Genomic DNA, 15,706 nt, shown 5'->3' on the forward strand with positions numbered 1-15,706 from the left:
CGCCGATGAAACTTGCACCCATGAGACTTGCACCGATGAGACTTGCACCGATGAGGTTCGCAGGGCCAGGGCCCATGCCGGCGATCAGGCGCTGGCGCGGCGCAGCACGGAACGGAACGACTGACGCTCGGGTTTGGCTTCGTCCTGCGCCGGGCTTGCAGGCGGCGGATAGCCAAGCACCTCGGCGGTCGGGCGCGGCAGTGCGGCTTCGCTTGCGGCAGCGGGCGGTGCCGCCTCCGGCTCGGCGAAGACCTCTGGCTTCACCGGGCGCGGCGGCGAGAAGATCAGGCCCTGCGCATAGGTGATGCCGAGCTCGATCATGTCCGCGACGGTCGGGTTGTCGGCGATCTCGTCCGCGACCAGCGCGATCGAGGCCCGCGCCATCATCGAGGCCAAATCACCCGCCGCGATGTCGAGCGAACCCTCACCAGCCATCTCGGCCTGGAACAGCGTCGCGGGCGCCTTGACGAAGCGAATGCCGCGATCAAACAGCGCGATGGGATCGAGCCGCAGATCGGCGACCTGATCGAGCGCGAAACGCACGCCATTGGCCGACATCGCGCCGAGCAATCCCAGACTCGCCGGGTCCAGCGCGCGGAAGACGCGCTGCGGCATCTCCACCACGAGATGGCCATTGTGCTCGCGATATCGATCGAGAATGCGCGACAGCGTCGCCAGTGCCTTGGACGAACTCCAGGTCGCCTCGCTGAAATTGCAGGAGACGAAGAGCCCGCCCTCCTTCGTGCCGAGATGGCGCGCGATCGCCAAAGCACGCGTCAGCACCAGCGCATCGAGCGTCGGACCGAAGCCGCGCTGCTCGACGATCGACAGGAAATCCTCGGGCAGGAGCAGCGTGTTCTCGTCGACCCGCAGGCGCACCAACGCCTCATAGCCGCGTGTGCGCCGCTGCGGTAATTGCACGATCGGCTGCAGATGCACCTCGACCTTGCCCTCGGACAGGGCCGTGCTGATCACGGCGGCGCGCTTGTCGGCGGCGCGGCGTTCGGCGGCGCGCTCGGCCTCCTCGCGCTCGGCCGCGATCGCGTCGAGCCGCGCCTGACGCGCGGCCTCCGGATCGATCACCGGAACCGGCGCCGGCTTGGCGGGCGGCGGCGCCTGCCGCGCTTGCGCCACGGTCAATTGGGCATCGTGGTCGGCGAGCGTGGTCGCGACCTGATGGATGAGATCGCCGAGCAGACCGACCTCGGCCGTCAATTCATTGATCGCGGCGCGCGCCGGCGCCGCATCGGCCTCGCGCATCGGCATCTGCTCGACGCGCTGCGACAGGTTGTCCAGCCTGATCGCATTTGTCGCGAGCCTGACCTTGACCTCGCCGAGGCCGGCGAAGATCTGCTCGCGCTGCGCCAGCAGGCGGCGCTCATAGAGCCGGGCCGTGCCGATCAACCCGCCGCCGCAGATCAGCAATCCCGCAGCTGCGCCCAATCCGCCCGGCAGTAGCAACGTCGTGATCGCACCGGCCGAAACACCTGTGACGGCAGCGGCGAGAGGGTGCAATGCATTCAAGCGGACAGGGGCCAAGGCAGCATTCGCGCGTTGGGTTGATCGGGACGAATCGGCGAATCACGGGTGTTCCGCAACCTTAACCATAGGTCGGACCGCTTGCGAGCACCGGGTGGGGGCTTTGCGGCAGAAAATGCAGGAAAAACAGTGGATCGCGCCGCGAAGACAGATCAGGGTCGCTTGATCAGGTCCAAGGTCGTCGGTCCCAGATCGCTCATAATCCGCTCGACGACCGGGGGGCTGAAACCCCTGCGCTCGAGAAAGAGACGCGGATCGACCCGAAACAACGGGGACGCCTCGGCGAGGCCGGACACCGCGGCTACGAATCCAGCCTGGTCTCCGGCTCCGGCATAATGCAGCGCGCGTCCAAGCAGGCTCAGCGGCCCTTCATTCGCCAGGAGCCGGGCGGCATAGGTATCGGCCATCTTGTTGGCGCCGGTCAGACGTGCCCCCAGGAAGGCGAAGAAATCATACCAGGGCGGCCGACCGCTACTGAGCGAGACCGCCCGCTCCAGCAGGGGCAAGCCTTCGGCCGAGCGGTTGAGCTGGACGAAGCGCGCCCCGAGATCGGCCATGATGTCGGGATCGTATGGGTTGCGCGCCATCGCCTCGCGTCCGGCAGCCAGCGCCTCGTCGGGCTGACCGCGCGCGAAGAGCACGTCCATCATCGCCTGCTGGGCGCGGGCGCTGGACGGCGCCAGGCGAACCGCGTTCAGCGCCGCGCTCAGCGCCCGGTCGAGCGGCGGGCCGGGCTGCAAATTCAGGCCGGCGGTGTATTCGTCGAGGGTCAGCAAGGCGAGCTGCGACCAGGCCGCGTGGAAGTTCGGATCCTTCTCGAGCACGCCCTCAAGGCAGGTGCGCGCCGCCAGGTGATCCTCGGCCTTCATGGTCCGGCGGAAATCGAGCGCCTGGAAGATGCAGCGCATGGCGGGTGAAGTCGCGGCCTGCCGGAAATCGGCATGGATGACGCCGAACGGCTCGGCCAGACGGATCGCCATGCGCCGGGCGATTTCGGGCAGTTCCGGATCCTCTACGTTGAACCTGAACCTGCGATTGGTGGAGGCGGTCCAGACGATGCGCCCATCCTTGGCCGCGCGCAGTCTTGCGGCACTCTCGGTCACATCGCCGAAACGCGCCGCGCTCAGCTCGAAGACATAATCGGCATCGGCCGTCGTCGCACGCGGGTCGAGCGGGGCCTTCACTGTGACGAGATCGTCGAAGCCGGCGATCGCGTCTGCCAGGAGCGTCACGAACTGGCGAGCGATATCGCCCGCCGCCGGATCGGGCGGCAACTCGCCGATCATCAGGGAAAGGACGGGCAGGTGCACCGCGGCGGAGGACATCGTCGGCTTCACCGCCCGCTCGACCGGAACGCTCGGCTGCAAAACGCTCGGCTGCAAAGCCCGCGCACCGGGCGCCGGGGGCTCATCGTCCCTGATACGATACCAGGAGGCCAGCGACGCCAATCCGAGCAGGAGCGCCAGGCCCGCGCCCAGCAGCCAGCGGCGAGAGACGGCGGCATCGGGACGCCGGGGCGCTTCCTCCCGCGCCACGGCATCGCCCGCAGCCGCAGCAGCTGGCTCGGCTTCGACCCCGGCGCGCTCATCGACTTCGAATGCCGGCACATAGGCGCCGACCGGAATTGCGATGCGCACCGGGTCGTCGGCGCCCTCGCCGAGATAATATTGCCCAAGCGCCTTGCGCAGGCGGCCCGCCTCGACGCGCACGATCGGGTCCGATTGCGGATCGAAATCGGGCGGGCGGCCGAAAGCCTCCACCGCCACGGTGTACCCCTTCAGCTCGGCACTGCGCCCGTCGAGCGCGCGATCGACGATGAAGGTCAGGAAGGCGGAGAGCTGCGGCGCCCCCCGGAACAGGTCCGAAGCCAGGACGCGATCGAGCCCCGCGCGAATCACTGCGGTTCTCTGCTCGTCCAGCCTGACGCCGGCTTGACCGCTTGAGACCATCGGGGTCTGGCCCAGTTTGTCGCTCCCCTTGTTCAGATTAGCTCAGACCCGACGTTACGTCATCCGGCAAAGAATGACGGGCCGACTCTCGTGGCGCGCAGGGATGCCCCGATGCGACGGCGATTTACACCCCGGATCGTACTGTTAGGTTGAGAGACGCTTAACCCAACAAGGACGCCTTGATGACATCCGCCACGCAGCCGCTAGGCACGCCGAACAATCTCGAAGCCTTCTGGATGCCCTTCACGGCCAACCGCTCGTTCAAGCAAAATCCGCGCATGGTCGCGCGTGCCGAGGGGATGTTTTATTACACGCCGGAAGGAAAGCCGGTGATGGACGGAACGGCAGGGCTGTGGTGCTGCAATGCCGGCCACGCCCGCAAGCCGATCATCCAGGCTATCCAGGCCCAGGCCGAGGAGCTCGATTTCGCACCTTCCTTTCAGTTCGGTCACCCCAAGGTCTTTGCCGCCGCCGCCCGCATCGCTTCCCTGGCGCCGGGAGATCTCGACCATGTCTTCTTCGCCGGCTCCGGTTCGGAAGCCGCGGACACCGCGCTGAAGATCGCGCTCGCCTATTGGAACGTCACCGGAAAGGGCTCGAAGACCCGGCTGATCGGCCGTGAGCGTGGCTATCACGGCGTCGGCTTCGGCGGCATTTCGGTCGGCGGCATGGTCAACAACCGCAAATTCTTCGGCAGCCTGCTCGCCGGCACGGACCATTTGCCGCATACCTATGATCGCGAGAAGCAGGCCTTCAGCAAGGGCGAGCCGGATTACGGCGCCCATTTCGCCGATGATCTCGATCGCATCGTCGCGCTGCATGACGGCTCGACCATCGCCGCCGTGATCGTCGAGCCGATGGCCGGCTCGACCGGCGGGCTGCCGGCCCCGAAGGGCTATCTCAAGCGCTTGCGCGAACTCTGCGACAAGCATGGCATCCTGCTGATCTTCGACGAGGTCATCACCGGCTTCGGCCGCCTGGGTTATGCCTTCGCCGCCGAGCGTTACGGCGTCATCCCCGACATGATCACCTTCGCCAAGGGCGTGACCTCGGGGACCGTCCCGATGGGCGGCGTGATCGTGCGCAAGCACATCTACGACGCCTTCATGAACGGCCCCGACAACGCCATCGAGCTGTTCCACGGCTACACCTATTCCGGCCATCCGCTGGCCGCCGCCGCCTGCCTGGCGACGCTCGACCTCTATCGCGAGGAGGGTTTGTTCGAGCGCGCCCGCGAGATGGAGCCGGCCTGGGCCGACGCCATCATGAGCCTTAGGGGTGAACCCAACGTCGTCGACATCCGCACAGTCGGCATGGTCGGCGCCATCGATCTCGCGCCGCGGGCCGACGGCGTCGGCAAGCGCGCCTTCGAGGCGATGGACCGTCTCTTCCGCGAGGAAGGGCTGATGGTCCGCACGGCTGCCGACACGATCGCCTTCTCGCCGCCGCTGATCATCACCGAAAGCCAGGTCGGGGAGCTGGTCGACAAGCTGCGCCGGGGGATCCGGGCAGTGGCAGCCTGAGCGTTTCAACCTGTCCTCGCTTGCTTCGGCAGAGGGGACAGGTTGGATCAGTAGTGATAGCGGCACTGGACGATTTCCAGCCGGTCCTCGATCACGCGATAGACCAGCCGGTGCTCGTCCGTGATGCGGCGCGACCACCAGCCGGACTTGCCGTGCTTCAAGGGCTCGGGCTTGCCGCGCCCGGTAAAGGGCGTTCGAACGCACTCATCAATCAATTGGAGCGCCTTCAGCGCCGATTTCGGCTCGTCGGACGCCAGTGACACGAGCTCAGTCATGGCACGACGCGATATGACGACGTTCATTCGGCCGCGTCTTGCCGCCCGCCGCCGGCCTTTTCGACGAAGGCCTTCAGGTCGTCGGCCGATTTGAAGGTGATGCTCTCGCCCCGATCGAGCTCGGCGATCGACTCTTCGAGCGCCTTCGCATTGGCCGGGCTGGCGTGAAGATAACGCGTCTCCTCATAGGAGCCGAAATCCTCCAGCGACAGCAGCACTGCCGCCTTGCCGTTGGCCCGGGTGACGATGACCGGGTCATGGTCATCGGCCGCCTGATCCATGATCTTGGCGAGGTTGGCGCGCAGGTGGGAGTAGGTCACGACTTTCATGCCGCGACCTGTACCAGATTTTGGACAACCGGGAAAGCGAAGCGCTACGCCGCCTTCTGCGCCGTGCCGTAATAGCTCTCGCCCATCTTCGCCATGCGCTTGAGCTGCTTGTTCGGCTTGAAGCGCTCGCCATGCTTCTTCGCCAGGGCTTCGCAGAGCTTCACGAAGGCAGCTGCGCCCATATTGTCGATATAGCTCAGCGTCCCGCCCGAATAGGGCGCGAAGCCGAAGCCGATGATCGAGCCGACATCGGCCTCGCGCGGATCAGTGACGACGCCCTCTTCGTAGGTGCGCGCCGCCTCCAGAGCCTGCGTCACCAGAAGGCGGTGCTTGAGCTCCTGCATATCGACGCTCTCGGGGTCGAGATGCGTCGCAACCAGATCCGCCAGCCCCGGCCAGAGCCGCTTCGGCCCGGCTTCGGGATAATCGTAGAAGCCCTTCTTGTTCTTGCGGCCGAGACGGCCATGCGTCTCGACCATCTCGGTCAGCAGCTTCTCCTGCGCCGGATCGACCGCGCCCTCGCCAAGCTGCGCCTTGGTCGCCTTCAACACCTTGTAGGCGAGATCGACCGCGACCTCGTCATTCAGAGAGAGCGGGCCGACCGGCATCCCGGCCTGCTTGCCCGCCTGCTCGATCATCGCCGGCGGCACGCCTTCCATCAGCATCAGATGGCCCTCGCGGATGTAGTTGCCGACGCAGCGATTGGCGTAGAAGCCGCGCGTGTCGTTGACCACGATCGGCGTCTTCTTGATGGCGCGGACGAAGTCGAGCGCCATGGCAAGCGCCTTCTTGCCGGTCTTCTTGGCCATGATGATCTCGACCAGCAGCATCTTCTCGACCGGAGAGAAGAAGTGGATGCCGATGAAATTCTTCGGCCGCCCGCTGTGTTCGGCCAGCCCCGTGATCGGCAGGGTCGAGGTGTTGGAGCCGAAGATCGCCTTGGGGCCGATCGCGGCCTCGACCTTGGCGATGACCTCCGCCTTGACCTTGGGATCCTCGAACACGGCCTCGACGACCAGGTCGCAGCCCTTCAACGCGGCATAATCGGCGGTGGCGGTGATGCGCCCGAGCAGCGCGTCGCGATCGGCCGTCTTGGCGCGGCCCTTCATGATCTGGTCGGAGACCAGCTTGTGCGAATAGGCCTTGCCCTTGTCGGCCGTCTCCTGGTCGCGGTCGACCAGCACGACCTCGAGCCCGGCCTGCGCCGTGACATAGGCGATGCCGGCGCCCATGAAACCGGCGCCGACGACGCCGACCTTTTTGAGCCTGCTCGGCGGCACGTCGGCGGGGCGGCGCGCGCCCTTGTTGAGCTCCTGCATCGAGACGAAGAGCGAGCGGATCATCGAAGCCGCCTCCTTCGTCCGCAGGATTTTCGCGAAATAGCGGCTCTCGACCTTCAGCGCGAGATCGATCGGGAGCTGCAGCCCCTCATAGACCGCCGAGAGGATGGCGCGGGCGGCCGGGTAATTATCGTTGGTCTCGCGGCGATAGATCGCATTGGCCGGCGGCCAGATCTGCATGCCGGCCGGCGAATAGACCTTGTTGGAGGGCAGCTTGAATTTCGGATCGTCCCAGGGCGCCTTGGCCTGTGGATTGGCCTTGAGCCACTCCTTGGCGTTGGCGACGAGTTGGTCGCGCGGCACAACCGCATGGACGAGGCCGGTATTGCGCGCGGGCAAGGCTTTGATCTGCTCGCCCTTGAACATCATCTGCAGCGCGTCGCCGGTCTGCATCAGGCGCGAGACGCGTTGCGTGCCGCCGGCGCCGGGGAAGAGCCCGACCTTGATCTCGGGTAGGCCGACGCGGGTCGAGGCGTCGTCCGAGACGACGCGATACTGGCAGGCGAGCGACAGCTCGAAGGCGCCGCCCAGGCAGATTCCATGGATCGCCGCCGCGAAGGGTTTCCCGCAGGTCTCGAGCTTGCGATAGAGCAGCGAGAGCTTGCGGCTCTCGTCGAAGAAGCTCTGCATCGCGACCTGCTCGCCCTTCTCCTTCGCCAGCTTGACGAAGAGATCGCGCAGGCCCTGCAGCATGGTGAGGTCGGCGCCGCCGGAGAAGCTCTCCTTGCCGGAGGTGATGACACAGCCCTTGATCGCCTGGTCGCCTGCGACCTTGTCGATGATCTGGTCGAGCTCGCCCATCAATTCGGGCGTGATGACGTTCATCGAGCGGCCGGGCATGTCCCAGGTCGCGGTGGCGATGCCGTCGGAATCGGTTTCGAAGCGGAAATTGGTGAGGTTCATCGTTTCTCTCCCCTTCGCCGATCAGACGCGTTCGATGATGGTTGCGACGCCCATGCCGGCCGCCACGCACAAGGTCACCAGCGCGGTGTTCTTGTTGGTGCGCTCCAGCTCGTCGAGCACGGTGCCGAGGATCATCGCGCCGGTCGCCCCCAACGGGTGGCCCATCGCGATCGCGCCGCCATTGACGTTGAGGACGGCGTCATCGATGTCGAAGGCCTGCTGATAGCGCAGCACCACCGAGGAAAAGGCCTCGTTCAGCTCGAACAGGTCGATGTCCTTCACCGTCATGCCGGCCTTGCGCAGCACGAGCTCGGTGACATCGACCGGGCCGGTCAGCATCAAGGCGAGATCGGAGCCGATGGTGGCGAAGGCCTTGATGCGGGCGCGGGGCTTCAGGCCCGCCGCCTTGCCGCCCTTCTTCGAGCCGACCAGCACAGCGGCCGCGCCGTCGACGATGCCCGAGGAGTTGCCGGCATGGTGGACGTGGTTGACGAATTCGACATCGGGATGAGCCGCGGTCGCGACCGCATCGAACCCGCCCATCTCGCCCATCTGGACGAAGGAGGCTTTCAAGCCGGCCAGCGTCTGCATGTCGGTGTTGGGGCGGATGGTCTCGTCACGATCGAGCAGGATCAGGCCGTTGACGTCCTTGACCGGGATCACCGAATTCTTGAAACGCCCGGCCTCCCAGGCGGCGGCGGCGCGCTTGTGCGAGCGCACCGCAAAGGCATCGACATCATCGCGCGAGAAGCCATATTTCGTCGCGATCAGATCGGCCGAGACGCCCTGCGGCATGAAATAGGTGTCGATCGCGACGCTGGGATCGACCGCGATGCCAAAGCCCGAGGCGCCCATGCCGACGCGCGACATGCTCTCGACGCCGCCGCCGATCGCCATCTCCTTCTGGCCCGACATCACCTGCGCGGCGGCGAGGTTCACCGCGTCCAGCCCGGAGGCGCAGAAGCGGTTGATCTGCACGCCCGGCACTTCCTTGCCGTAGCCTGCCTTGAGCGCGATGGTGCGAGCGATGTCGGCGCCGGCCTCGCCGACGGGATCGACGCAGCCGAAGACGACATCCTCGACCAGCTTGGTGTCGAGGTTGTTGCGCTGCTTGATCGCGCGCAGCGTCTGCGTGCCGAGCTCGATCGCAGTGACCTCGTGCAGGGAGCCGTCGGCCTTGCCCTTGCCGCGCGGCGTGCGGACGTGGTCGTAGATGAATGCATCAGCCATCAAGGGCCTCCCGGCATTTTGTTGTTGGGCAGTCGGCAATGGGCAGTCGGCAGTCGGGTTGGCAGAGGTTACGACTGCCGACTGCCTACTGCCGGTCTATCAGAACTGCTCGGCGCTCAGCGCCATGGTGCTGTCGGCTCCCGAGGTGATCCGGGCCAGATGCGCCGCCGTTTCCGGCAGGCTGCGTTCCATGAAGAAGCGCGCCGTCACCAGCTTGGTGTTCATGCGCTCGGTCGCGCCATTGGCTCCCGCCTTGAGCTTGTCCTGCGCGACCTTGGCCATCTTCGCCCACATATAGCCGAGCGAGACGAGGCCGAGCAGGTGCATGTAGTCGGTCGCGCCGGCGCCGGCATTGTCGGGCTTGGCGAGCGCGTTGTTCATGAACCACATCGTCGCCTGCTGGAGATGGCCCAGCGAGAGCTGGAGCGGCCCGAGCAGAGGCTTCAGCCCTTCATCCTCGGCATTGTCCTTCAGGAAGCCCGCAACCTCGTTGAAGAAGGCCATGATGGCGCGGCCGCCATCGCGGCCGAGCTTGCGGCCGACGAGATCCATCGCCTGCACGCCATTGGCGCCTTCATAGATCATGGCGATGCGGGCATCGCGGACGAATTGCTCGACGCCGGTCTCGGCGATGTAGCCATGACCGCCGAACATCTGCTGCGCCTTCACCGCATTGTCGAAGCCGGTATCGGTCAGCACGCCCTTGAGCACGGGCGTCATCAGGCCAAGCTGGTCATCGGCCGCCTGGCGCTCGGCGGCGTCACTGGAGCGATGGGAGATATCGGACTTGATCGCATTCCAGATCACGAAAGCGCGGGCCGCCTCGTTGAAGGCCTTGATCGACATCAAGGTGCGGCGCACATCGGGATGCACGATGATCGGATCAGCCGCCTTGTCGGGGCTTTTCGCGCCGGTCAGCGCGCGTCCCTGGATGCGGTCCCGGGCGTAGACGACGGCGTTCTGATAGGCGACCTCGGATTGCGCCAGCCCCTGGATCGCGACGCCGAGGCGCGCCTCATTCATCATCACGAACATGGCGTTGAGGCCCTTGTTCTCGGCGCCAATGAGCCAGCCCTTCGCCCCGTCATAGTTCATGACGCAGGTCGAATTGCCGTGAATGCCCATTTTGTGCTCGATCGAGCCGCAGGAGACGTGGTTGTTCGCGCCGACGGAGCCATCCTCGCCGATTGCGTTACGCGGCACGACGAAGAGCGAGATGCCCTTCACGCCGGCCGGGGCGCCCTCGATGCGGGCCAGCACGAGATGGATGATGTTCTCGGTGATGTCCTGCTCGCCGGCCGAGATGAAGATCTTGGTGCCGGTGATGGCGTAGGAGCCGTCGCCATTGGGTACGGCCTTGGTCTTGATCAGGCCGAGATCGGTGCCGCAATGCGGCTCGGTCAGGTTCATGGTGCCAGACCACTCGCCCTCGATCATCTTCGGCAGATAGGTGCGCTTCTGCTCGTCGGAACCATGGACGTAGAGCGCGGCGATCGCGCCCATGGTCAGGCCGGGATACATCGCGAAAGCCATGTTCGCCGAGGAGGCGAACTCGTTCATGACGGCACCCAGCGTGTAGGGCAGGCCCTGGCCGCCATATTCGGGATCCATGGCAAGGCCGATCCAGCCGGATCCGGCATAGGCCTCATAGGCCGCCTTGAAGCCCTTGGGCGTCGTCACGGAGCCGTCAGCGTTGCGCGTGCAGCCTTCCTGATCGCCGGAGTGATTCAAAGGCTGGAGTATCTCCTCGCAGACCTTCGCGCCCTCCGCCAGCACCGCCTCGACCACATCGGGCGTCGCGTCGGCAAAGCCCGGCAGGTTGTTGTAGCGCTCGATATTGAAGACGTCGTTCAGCAGGAAAAGCGTGTCTTCGACGGGTGCCTTGTAGACCGGCATGTTCATCCTCCCTCTCGTCGCGACTGCGGCCCACCAGATCACCGCGGGAGCCACATCAGAATAGTTCATATATAAACTATCGAGGCAAGCTTGGCAAGGCGAGTCTGGAAAAGAGGCAATTGCCTCATGCGCAATCGGACCACCCTTCGGCGCGGTGCGCAACAGCCGCAAGGCAGCAAAAAGCCCCGGGCGGCTGCCCGGGGCTTTTCGTGGAGAGACGGAATTTCTTGAAAGCTGGCTGCTGCGAAAAATCGGCCCCCACTTCTCGCATGCGGCCCTTCAAAGGCGCCTCGTATCCTGATCGAAGGCGCTCAGGCCTTGCGGAAGCGAGCCTGCGTCGCTTCCAGCTCGGCGATCGCTTCCTCGATCTCCTTGCGTTGGCTGCGCAGCAGGTCGAGCTGCTCCGCGACCTGCTCATGGCTGAGCTGCAGGCCACCAACGGACGCCGAACCCTCAGTGGCCTCGCCCTTCTTCTCTTCATTGGCGAGCATCGCGCGGATCTCGACCAGCGTGAAACCGAGCTGCTTGCCCTTCAGGATCAGGGCCAGGCGAGCGCGGTCGCGGCTCGAATAGATCCGGGTCATACCGGAGCGGGCCGGAGCGAGCAGGCCACGCGACTCATAGAAGCGCAGCGTGCGCAAGGTCACATCGAAATCACGGGCGAGATCGCTGATGGTGAAGCCACCGGCGGCTTCGGTCTCGGTGGCGGCAGGGTTGGGCGAGCGGCCTTCATGAGTCGAGGCAGCCGCCAAAGCAAAGCTTGGGCGCGACATAAGGGTGCATTCCTTGCGGGTTGGGTCTCGGGAACGCCGACCATGCAGGCGGCGATCATCCGTTCGACAACGCATAGCCGGCTGCTTCCCCTTGCGTCAGGTAATGTGACACTTCCGTGAGGTAAGTTACCGTTATACGCGCCCTGCTCGGGACCGCCCTCCGCGCCCGTTCGTAAAAAATTAACTCCCGCCCCCACAATCTTAACTGACTGTTTACCACGGTCGCCAAAAGTCTGCTCTGCGGATCGGCGTCCCGTCAGCAGCAACGTAATCTTCACGGATCGCCACATTCGCAAGGAAAGCAGCGGTGTCAGGGGCCCGCACCTTTCCGATGAGGACGAGCCCCGTAGGCGAGCGACAACATGGCCACTAGCTTGCCCTGGAGCGTCAAGGGCGTTGATCCGCGCACCCGCGACGCCGCGAAAGCCGCAGCTCGCCGCGCCGGCATGACGCTTGGCGAATGGCTCGACAACAAGATTCGCGAAGAAGCCGCCGAGACGGAGCCTGAGCAGGCCGCCCCCGAGCAGCTCGACATCGCAGCGCTTTCGGAGCGTCTCGCCAGGCTGTCACAGGGACAGATGGACACCTCGCCACACGCGGCCGCCAGTGCCGCCCAGCAGGGTGGCGCCAATGAGCTCTCGCGCGGCGAGATCGACGCCGTGATCAATCAGGCGGCCGCCGTCGAGCGCCTGACCCGCGAATCCAGCGCCAAGACGGCCGGTGCGCTCGACTCGATCACCCGCTGGATCGAGAAGACCGAAAGCCGCATCACCTCCAGCGAGCGCGCCGCCGCCGAGCGCCAGGAGCGCGCGACCAGCGTCATCGCCGATGCGATCAAGACCATGGGCGAGCGCCTCGTCGAGATGGAGCGCAAGGCCAGCGACGCACAGCAGGCCCAAGCCCAGCCCAAGCCAATGCCTGCCCCGCGCCTCGCCTTCAGCCGCGACGGCCTGGCCGAGGCCGTGAACGACATTCGCACCCGCCAGCGCGTGCTCGACGTCGACGGGCAGGCCCAGCCGTCGCGGCGCGCGGCTCCGGAGAGCCGGATCGCGGCCCTGCGCCAGGATCTGCGCGAGCTGAGCAACCGGATCGTGCCCGCCTCGCCGGAGGCGGAGGCAGAGGCGCCGCCTCGGCGCATGCGGGCCACGCCGGCCCAGCATCCGACCCCTGCTTCAACCCCGATCCAGGGCAACCCGATCGAGGCGATGCTGGCCGATCTCGGCGCGCGGCTCGACAAGCTCGACAGGCGCGACCGCCTGGACCCGATCATCAAGCCGCTGGCGCGGATCGAGTCGGACGTCTCGCGCCTGTCGCAGGAGCGTTCGGCCGAGGGCTATCAGCGCTTCGAGCTCGAAATCGCCCATCTCGCCGCCAAGGTCGATGCGCTCGTCGCGCGCGGCGGCGACCGCAGCGTCATCGCCCCGGTCCTGCGCGATATCGCCGAATTGCGCGACATGGTGCAGGCACCGGCCGCCGACCCCCGCATGGACACGCTTTCGCGGCAGATCTCGTCGCTATCCACGGAACTGGCGCAATTGCGCGAAGCGCAGCCGGACGGGCGCGATATCCGCAGCCTCTCGCAGGCGATCGAGGATGTGCGCGACGCCATCCTGTCCGACCGCGCCCATGACCGCCAGGCCGATCCCGCGCAACTGACCTCGCTGTCGCGGCAGATCGAGAATCTGGCCGACAAGATCGAGACCTTGCCGGCGATGCGGCCCGAGGTGATCAACGCCCAGGCAGAACAGCTCGCGGCGCGGCTCAACGAAATGGACGCCTCGGGACGCGGTGTCTCGCATGTCCTGTCCGATCGCATCGAGGCGCTGGTTATCCGGCTGGAGGATATGGCCGGCCGACAGCCCGACCAGCTCGAGAGTCGCATCGACGCCCTGCAGGAGAGCATCGAGACCCTGGCCGAGCAGGGCCCGGTCGCCGTGACGCGGCAGATCGAGGCCCTGGCCGGCCGCATCGAGAGCCTGGCTGCGGCGAGCAACCTGTCCCAGATCATCAGCGAGGGCAAAGGCCCGCAAATCGCCCGCGTTGATCTGCGCCCGATCGAGGACATGCTGCGCGGCCTTGCCGAGAAGATCGACGAGGCTGGTCGCCCCGGCGCGGAAACCGACGCCTTCGACGCGCTGGAGCAGCAGATCTCCGGCCTCGCCCAGCGGCTCGACAGCGCCGCCGCGACGCGCTCCGCCGAGACCGGCATCGAGCGGACATTGCAGGATCTCGTCGTCCATCTGCAGACGCTGCGGCAGGACACCACCGCCGCGGCCGAGCACGCGGCGCGCGCCGCCATGGCCGATATGGGGAGCAAAAGCGGGCCGGCCAGCGGCATCGCCGAAATCAGCAACCTCCTCTCGGGCCTGCGCGACACCCATGTCTCCTCCGGCCGCGAGACGCAGGACGCGATCGGCGCCGTCCACCAGACGCTTGAAACCGTGATCTCGCGGCTCGCCAGCATCGAGGCCGAACTTGCCGCCGAGCGGCAAGGCCCGGCCCCACGCCCGGTGATGCCGCCCCGCCATGCCGAACAAGCGCAGTCGGCCGCCCGTGCGCCGGAGCCGGCCGCAAGCCTCAGCATCGCCCAAGAAGACCGCATCGCCGCAGACCGCATCGCCACTGAGCGCCCGCGCGCGGGCCAGCCCGAGGCATCCTCACCGGTCGCGGCCTCGCTTGATCTGCCGCTGGAGCCCGGCTCGGGCCGCCCGCGCGTCAGCACCACCACCACGCCGCAGGACGCGCAATCGGTCCGCCAGAGCCTGATCGCCGCAGCAAGGCGCTCCGCCAAGGCCGCGACCGAAGCCACCACGACGCCGACCGCGACGAGCGAGCCCGCCAAGGGCAGCGGCCGCCTGAAGGAGATTATGGAGAAGCGCCGCAAGCCGCTTCTGCTCGGCCTCGCCGCGCTCGTACTCGCCATGGGCACCGCCCATGTCGTGACCGGCGCGCTGCAAGGCGGCGGCACGGGCAAGCCGGTCAGCGCCGAGGCAGTCGACATCCCAGCAGTGCCGGCTGCTCCGATTCCCGCCCCGGTGACGCCGACGCCGGCGCCCGCCAAGGACCAGACCTCCGCCCTCCCCCCGTGACCGCTCCGACGATCAGCGCGGCGCCCTCCTTCGTGAGCCCCGCCCAGGCCGCCATCACCATCCCGGAAAGCGCAGCTCCGGCCACGGAACCGCTTCCGGCCGCTTTGGCGCCTCCCGTCCAGACCCCCGTCCTGACGGTCACGGGCATCGACGACCTTCCGACCGGGCTCGGCAGCGTGGGCCTGCGCAAGGCAGCGCTCGCGGGCGATGCACGCGCGGTCTACGAGGTCGCCAGTCGCGCGGTCGACGGTCCGGGCTCCGCCCGCGACCCCAAGCTGGCGCTGCGCCTGTTCGAGCGCGCCGCAGTGGCCGGGCTCGCCCCAGCCCAGTTCCGCCTCGGCAATATGTTCGAGAAGGGCATCGGCACCACGCGCGACGCCTCCCTGGCGCGGGTCTGGTACACGCGCGCCGCCGAGCGCGGCAACGCCAAGGCCATGCACAACCTCGCCGTGCTGCATGCCGAAGGCGCCGCCGGCAAGCCCGACTACGCCACCGCGACGGAGTGGTTCCGCAAGGCTGCGGAACTGGGCGTGCGCGACAGCCAGTACAATCTCGCCATCCTGCTCGGGCGCGGCCTCGGTGCGCCGACCGATCTCGGCCAATCCTATCTCTGGTTCTCCATCGCCGCCGCCCAGGGCGACGAAGACGCCAGCCGCAAGCGCGACGAGGTCGCCCAGCGCCTGAGCCCCGGCGATCTCGCCACCGCCAAGGCCGCCGCCGAGAGCTGGAAGCCGAAGGCGCTCGAAGCCACCGCCAACGACGTGCCCCCACCCAGCAAGGGCTGGGACGAGGCGCCGAGCGCGACCACCAAAAAGCCCGCCAAGCCGGCGCACAGCTGAACTGACGACATGACAGGCGCG

The 15,706-nt window shown here is 66.8% G+C and carries 11 protein-coding genes; 3 read left to right on the forward strand and 8 right to left on the reverse strand.

What is annotated here, in order from left to right:
* Positions 1 to 84: 84 nt before the first annotated feature.
* Positions 85 to 1,524 (reverse strand): EAL domain-containing protein, encoded by a 1,440-nt coding sequence (locus RMR04_RS23720; protein WP_311910948.1) that lies wholly within the window; start codon positions 1,522 to 1,524, stop codon positions 85 to 87.
* Between the two features lie 167 nt (positions 1,525 to 1,691).
* Positions 1,692 to 3,437, reverse strand: a complete 1,746-nt coding sequence (locus RMR04_RS23725) for a tetratricopeptide repeat protein (protein WP_311910949.1) — start codon at positions 3,435 to 3,437, stop codon at positions 1,692 to 1,694.
* A 233-nt stretch (positions 3,438 to 3,670) separates the two neighbouring features.
* Between RMR04_RS23725 and RMR04_RS23730 the strand changes: the two genes are divergently transcribed.
* The gene (locus tag RMR04_RS23730; RefSeq protein WP_311910950.1) at positions 3,671 to 5,011 is read left to right on the forward strand and encodes an omega-aminotransferase AptA; all 1,341 of its coding nucleotides are present in this window, start codon (positions 3,671 to 3,673) and stop codon (positions 5,009 to 5,011) included.
* Between the two features lie 47 nt (positions 5,012 to 5,058).
* Here RMR04_RS23730 and RMR04_RS23735 read toward each other — a convergent pair whose 3' ends face one another.
* From RMR04_RS23735 to RMR04_RS23760, 6 genes are all read right to left on the reverse strand, one after another.
* A complete protein-coding gene (locus RMR04_RS23735) occupies positions 5,059 to 5,313 on the reverse strand; it encodes a Txe/YoeB family addiction module toxin (protein WP_410492150.1) in 255 nt (84 codons plus the stop codon).
* On the reverse strand, positions 5,310 to 5,615 hold the full coding sequence (locus RMR04_RS23740; protein WP_311910951.1) for a type II toxin-antitoxin system Phd/YefM family antitoxin: 306 nt from the start codon (positions 5,613 to 5,615) through the stop codon (positions 5,310 to 5,312). Before RMR04_RS23740 ends, RMR04_RS23735 begins: the two co-directional genes overlap by 4 nt.
* A gap of 44 nt (positions 5,616 to 5,659) precedes the next feature.
* Positions 5,660 to 7,858, reverse strand: a complete 2,199-nt coding sequence (locus RMR04_RS23745; protein WP_311910952.1) for a 3-hydroxyacyl-CoA dehydrogenase NAD-binding domain-containing protein — start codon at positions 7,856 to 7,858, stop codon at positions 5,660 to 5,662.
* Between the two features lie 21 nt (positions 7,859 to 7,879).
* A complete protein-coding gene (locus RMR04_RS23750) occupies positions 7,880 to 9,088 on the reverse strand; it encodes an acetyl-CoA C-acetyltransferase (RefSeq protein ID WP_069690079.1) in 1,209 nt (402 codons plus the stop codon).
* Between the two features lie 99 nt (positions 9,089 to 9,187).
* Complete coding sequence (locus RMR04_RS23755; RefSeq protein ID WP_311915923.1) at positions 9,188 to 10,984, reverse strand: acyl-CoA dehydrogenase C-terminal domain-containing protein; 1,797 nt, start codon at positions 10,982 to 10,984, stop codon at positions 9,188 to 9,190.
* A gap of 311 nt (positions 10,985 to 11,295) precedes the next feature.
* Positions 11,296 to 11,757 (reverse strand): MerR family transcriptional regulator, encoded by a 462-nt coding sequence (locus RMR04_RS23760; RefSeq protein WP_311910953.1) that lies wholly within the window; start codon positions 11,755 to 11,757, stop codon positions 11,296 to 11,298.
* A gap of 362 nt (positions 11,758 to 12,119) precedes the next feature.
* Between RMR04_RS23760 and RMR04_RS23765 the strand changes: the two genes are divergently transcribed.
* Entirely contained in the window at positions 12,120 to 14,846 is a 2,727-nt protein-coding gene (locus RMR04_RS23765) for a hypothetical protein (protein ID WP_311910954.1), read from the forward strand.
* Positions 14,843 to 15,685: a tetratricopeptide repeat protein gene (locus RMR04_RS23770; protein ID WP_311910955.1), complete on the forward strand. Its 843-nt coding sequence runs from the start codon at positions 14,843 to 14,845 to the stop codon at positions 15,683 to 15,685. Before RMR04_RS23765 ends, RMR04_RS23770 begins: the two co-directional genes overlap by 4 nt.
* Positions 15,686 to 15,706: the final 21 nt, after the last annotated feature.

Source organism: Bosea sp. 685, from assembly GCF_031884435.1.
GTDB lineage: Bacteria > Pseudomonadota > Alphaproteobacteria > Rhizobiales > Beijerinckiaceae > Allobosea.

Coding starts and splice junctions, on each gene's coding strand:
- RMR04_RS23740 (WP_311910951.1), bottom strand. CDS start 5,615: ATGAAAGTCGTGACCTACTCCCACCTGCGCGCCAACCTCGCCAAGATC.
- RMR04_RS23765 (WP_311910954.1), top strand. CDS start 12,120: ATGGCCACTAGCTTGCCCTGGAGCGTCAAGGGCGTTGATCCGCGCACC.
- RMR04_RS23760 (WP_311910953.1), bottom strand. CDS start 11,757: ATGTCGCGCCCAAGCTTTGCTTTGGCGGCTGCCTCGACTCATGAAGGC.
- RMR04_RS23730 (WP_311910950.1), top strand. CDS start 3,671: ATGACATCCGCCACGCAGCCGCTAGGCACGCCGAACAATCTCGAAGCC.
- RMR04_RS23735 (WP_410492150.1), bottom strand. CDS start 5,313: ATGAACGTCGTCATATCGCGTCGTGCCATGACTGAGCTCGTGTCACTG.
- RMR04_RS23750 (WP_069690079.1), bottom strand. CDS start 9,088: ATGGCTGATGCATTCATCTACGACCACGTCCGCACGCCGCGCGGCAAG.
- RMR04_RS23755 (WP_311915923.1), bottom strand. CDS start 10,984: ATGCCGGTCTACAAGGCACCCGTCGAAGACACGCTTTTCCTGCTGAAC.
- RMR04_RS23745 (WP_311910952.1), bottom strand. CDS start 7,858: ATGAACCTCACCAATTTCCGCTTCGAAACCGATTCCGACGGCATCGCC.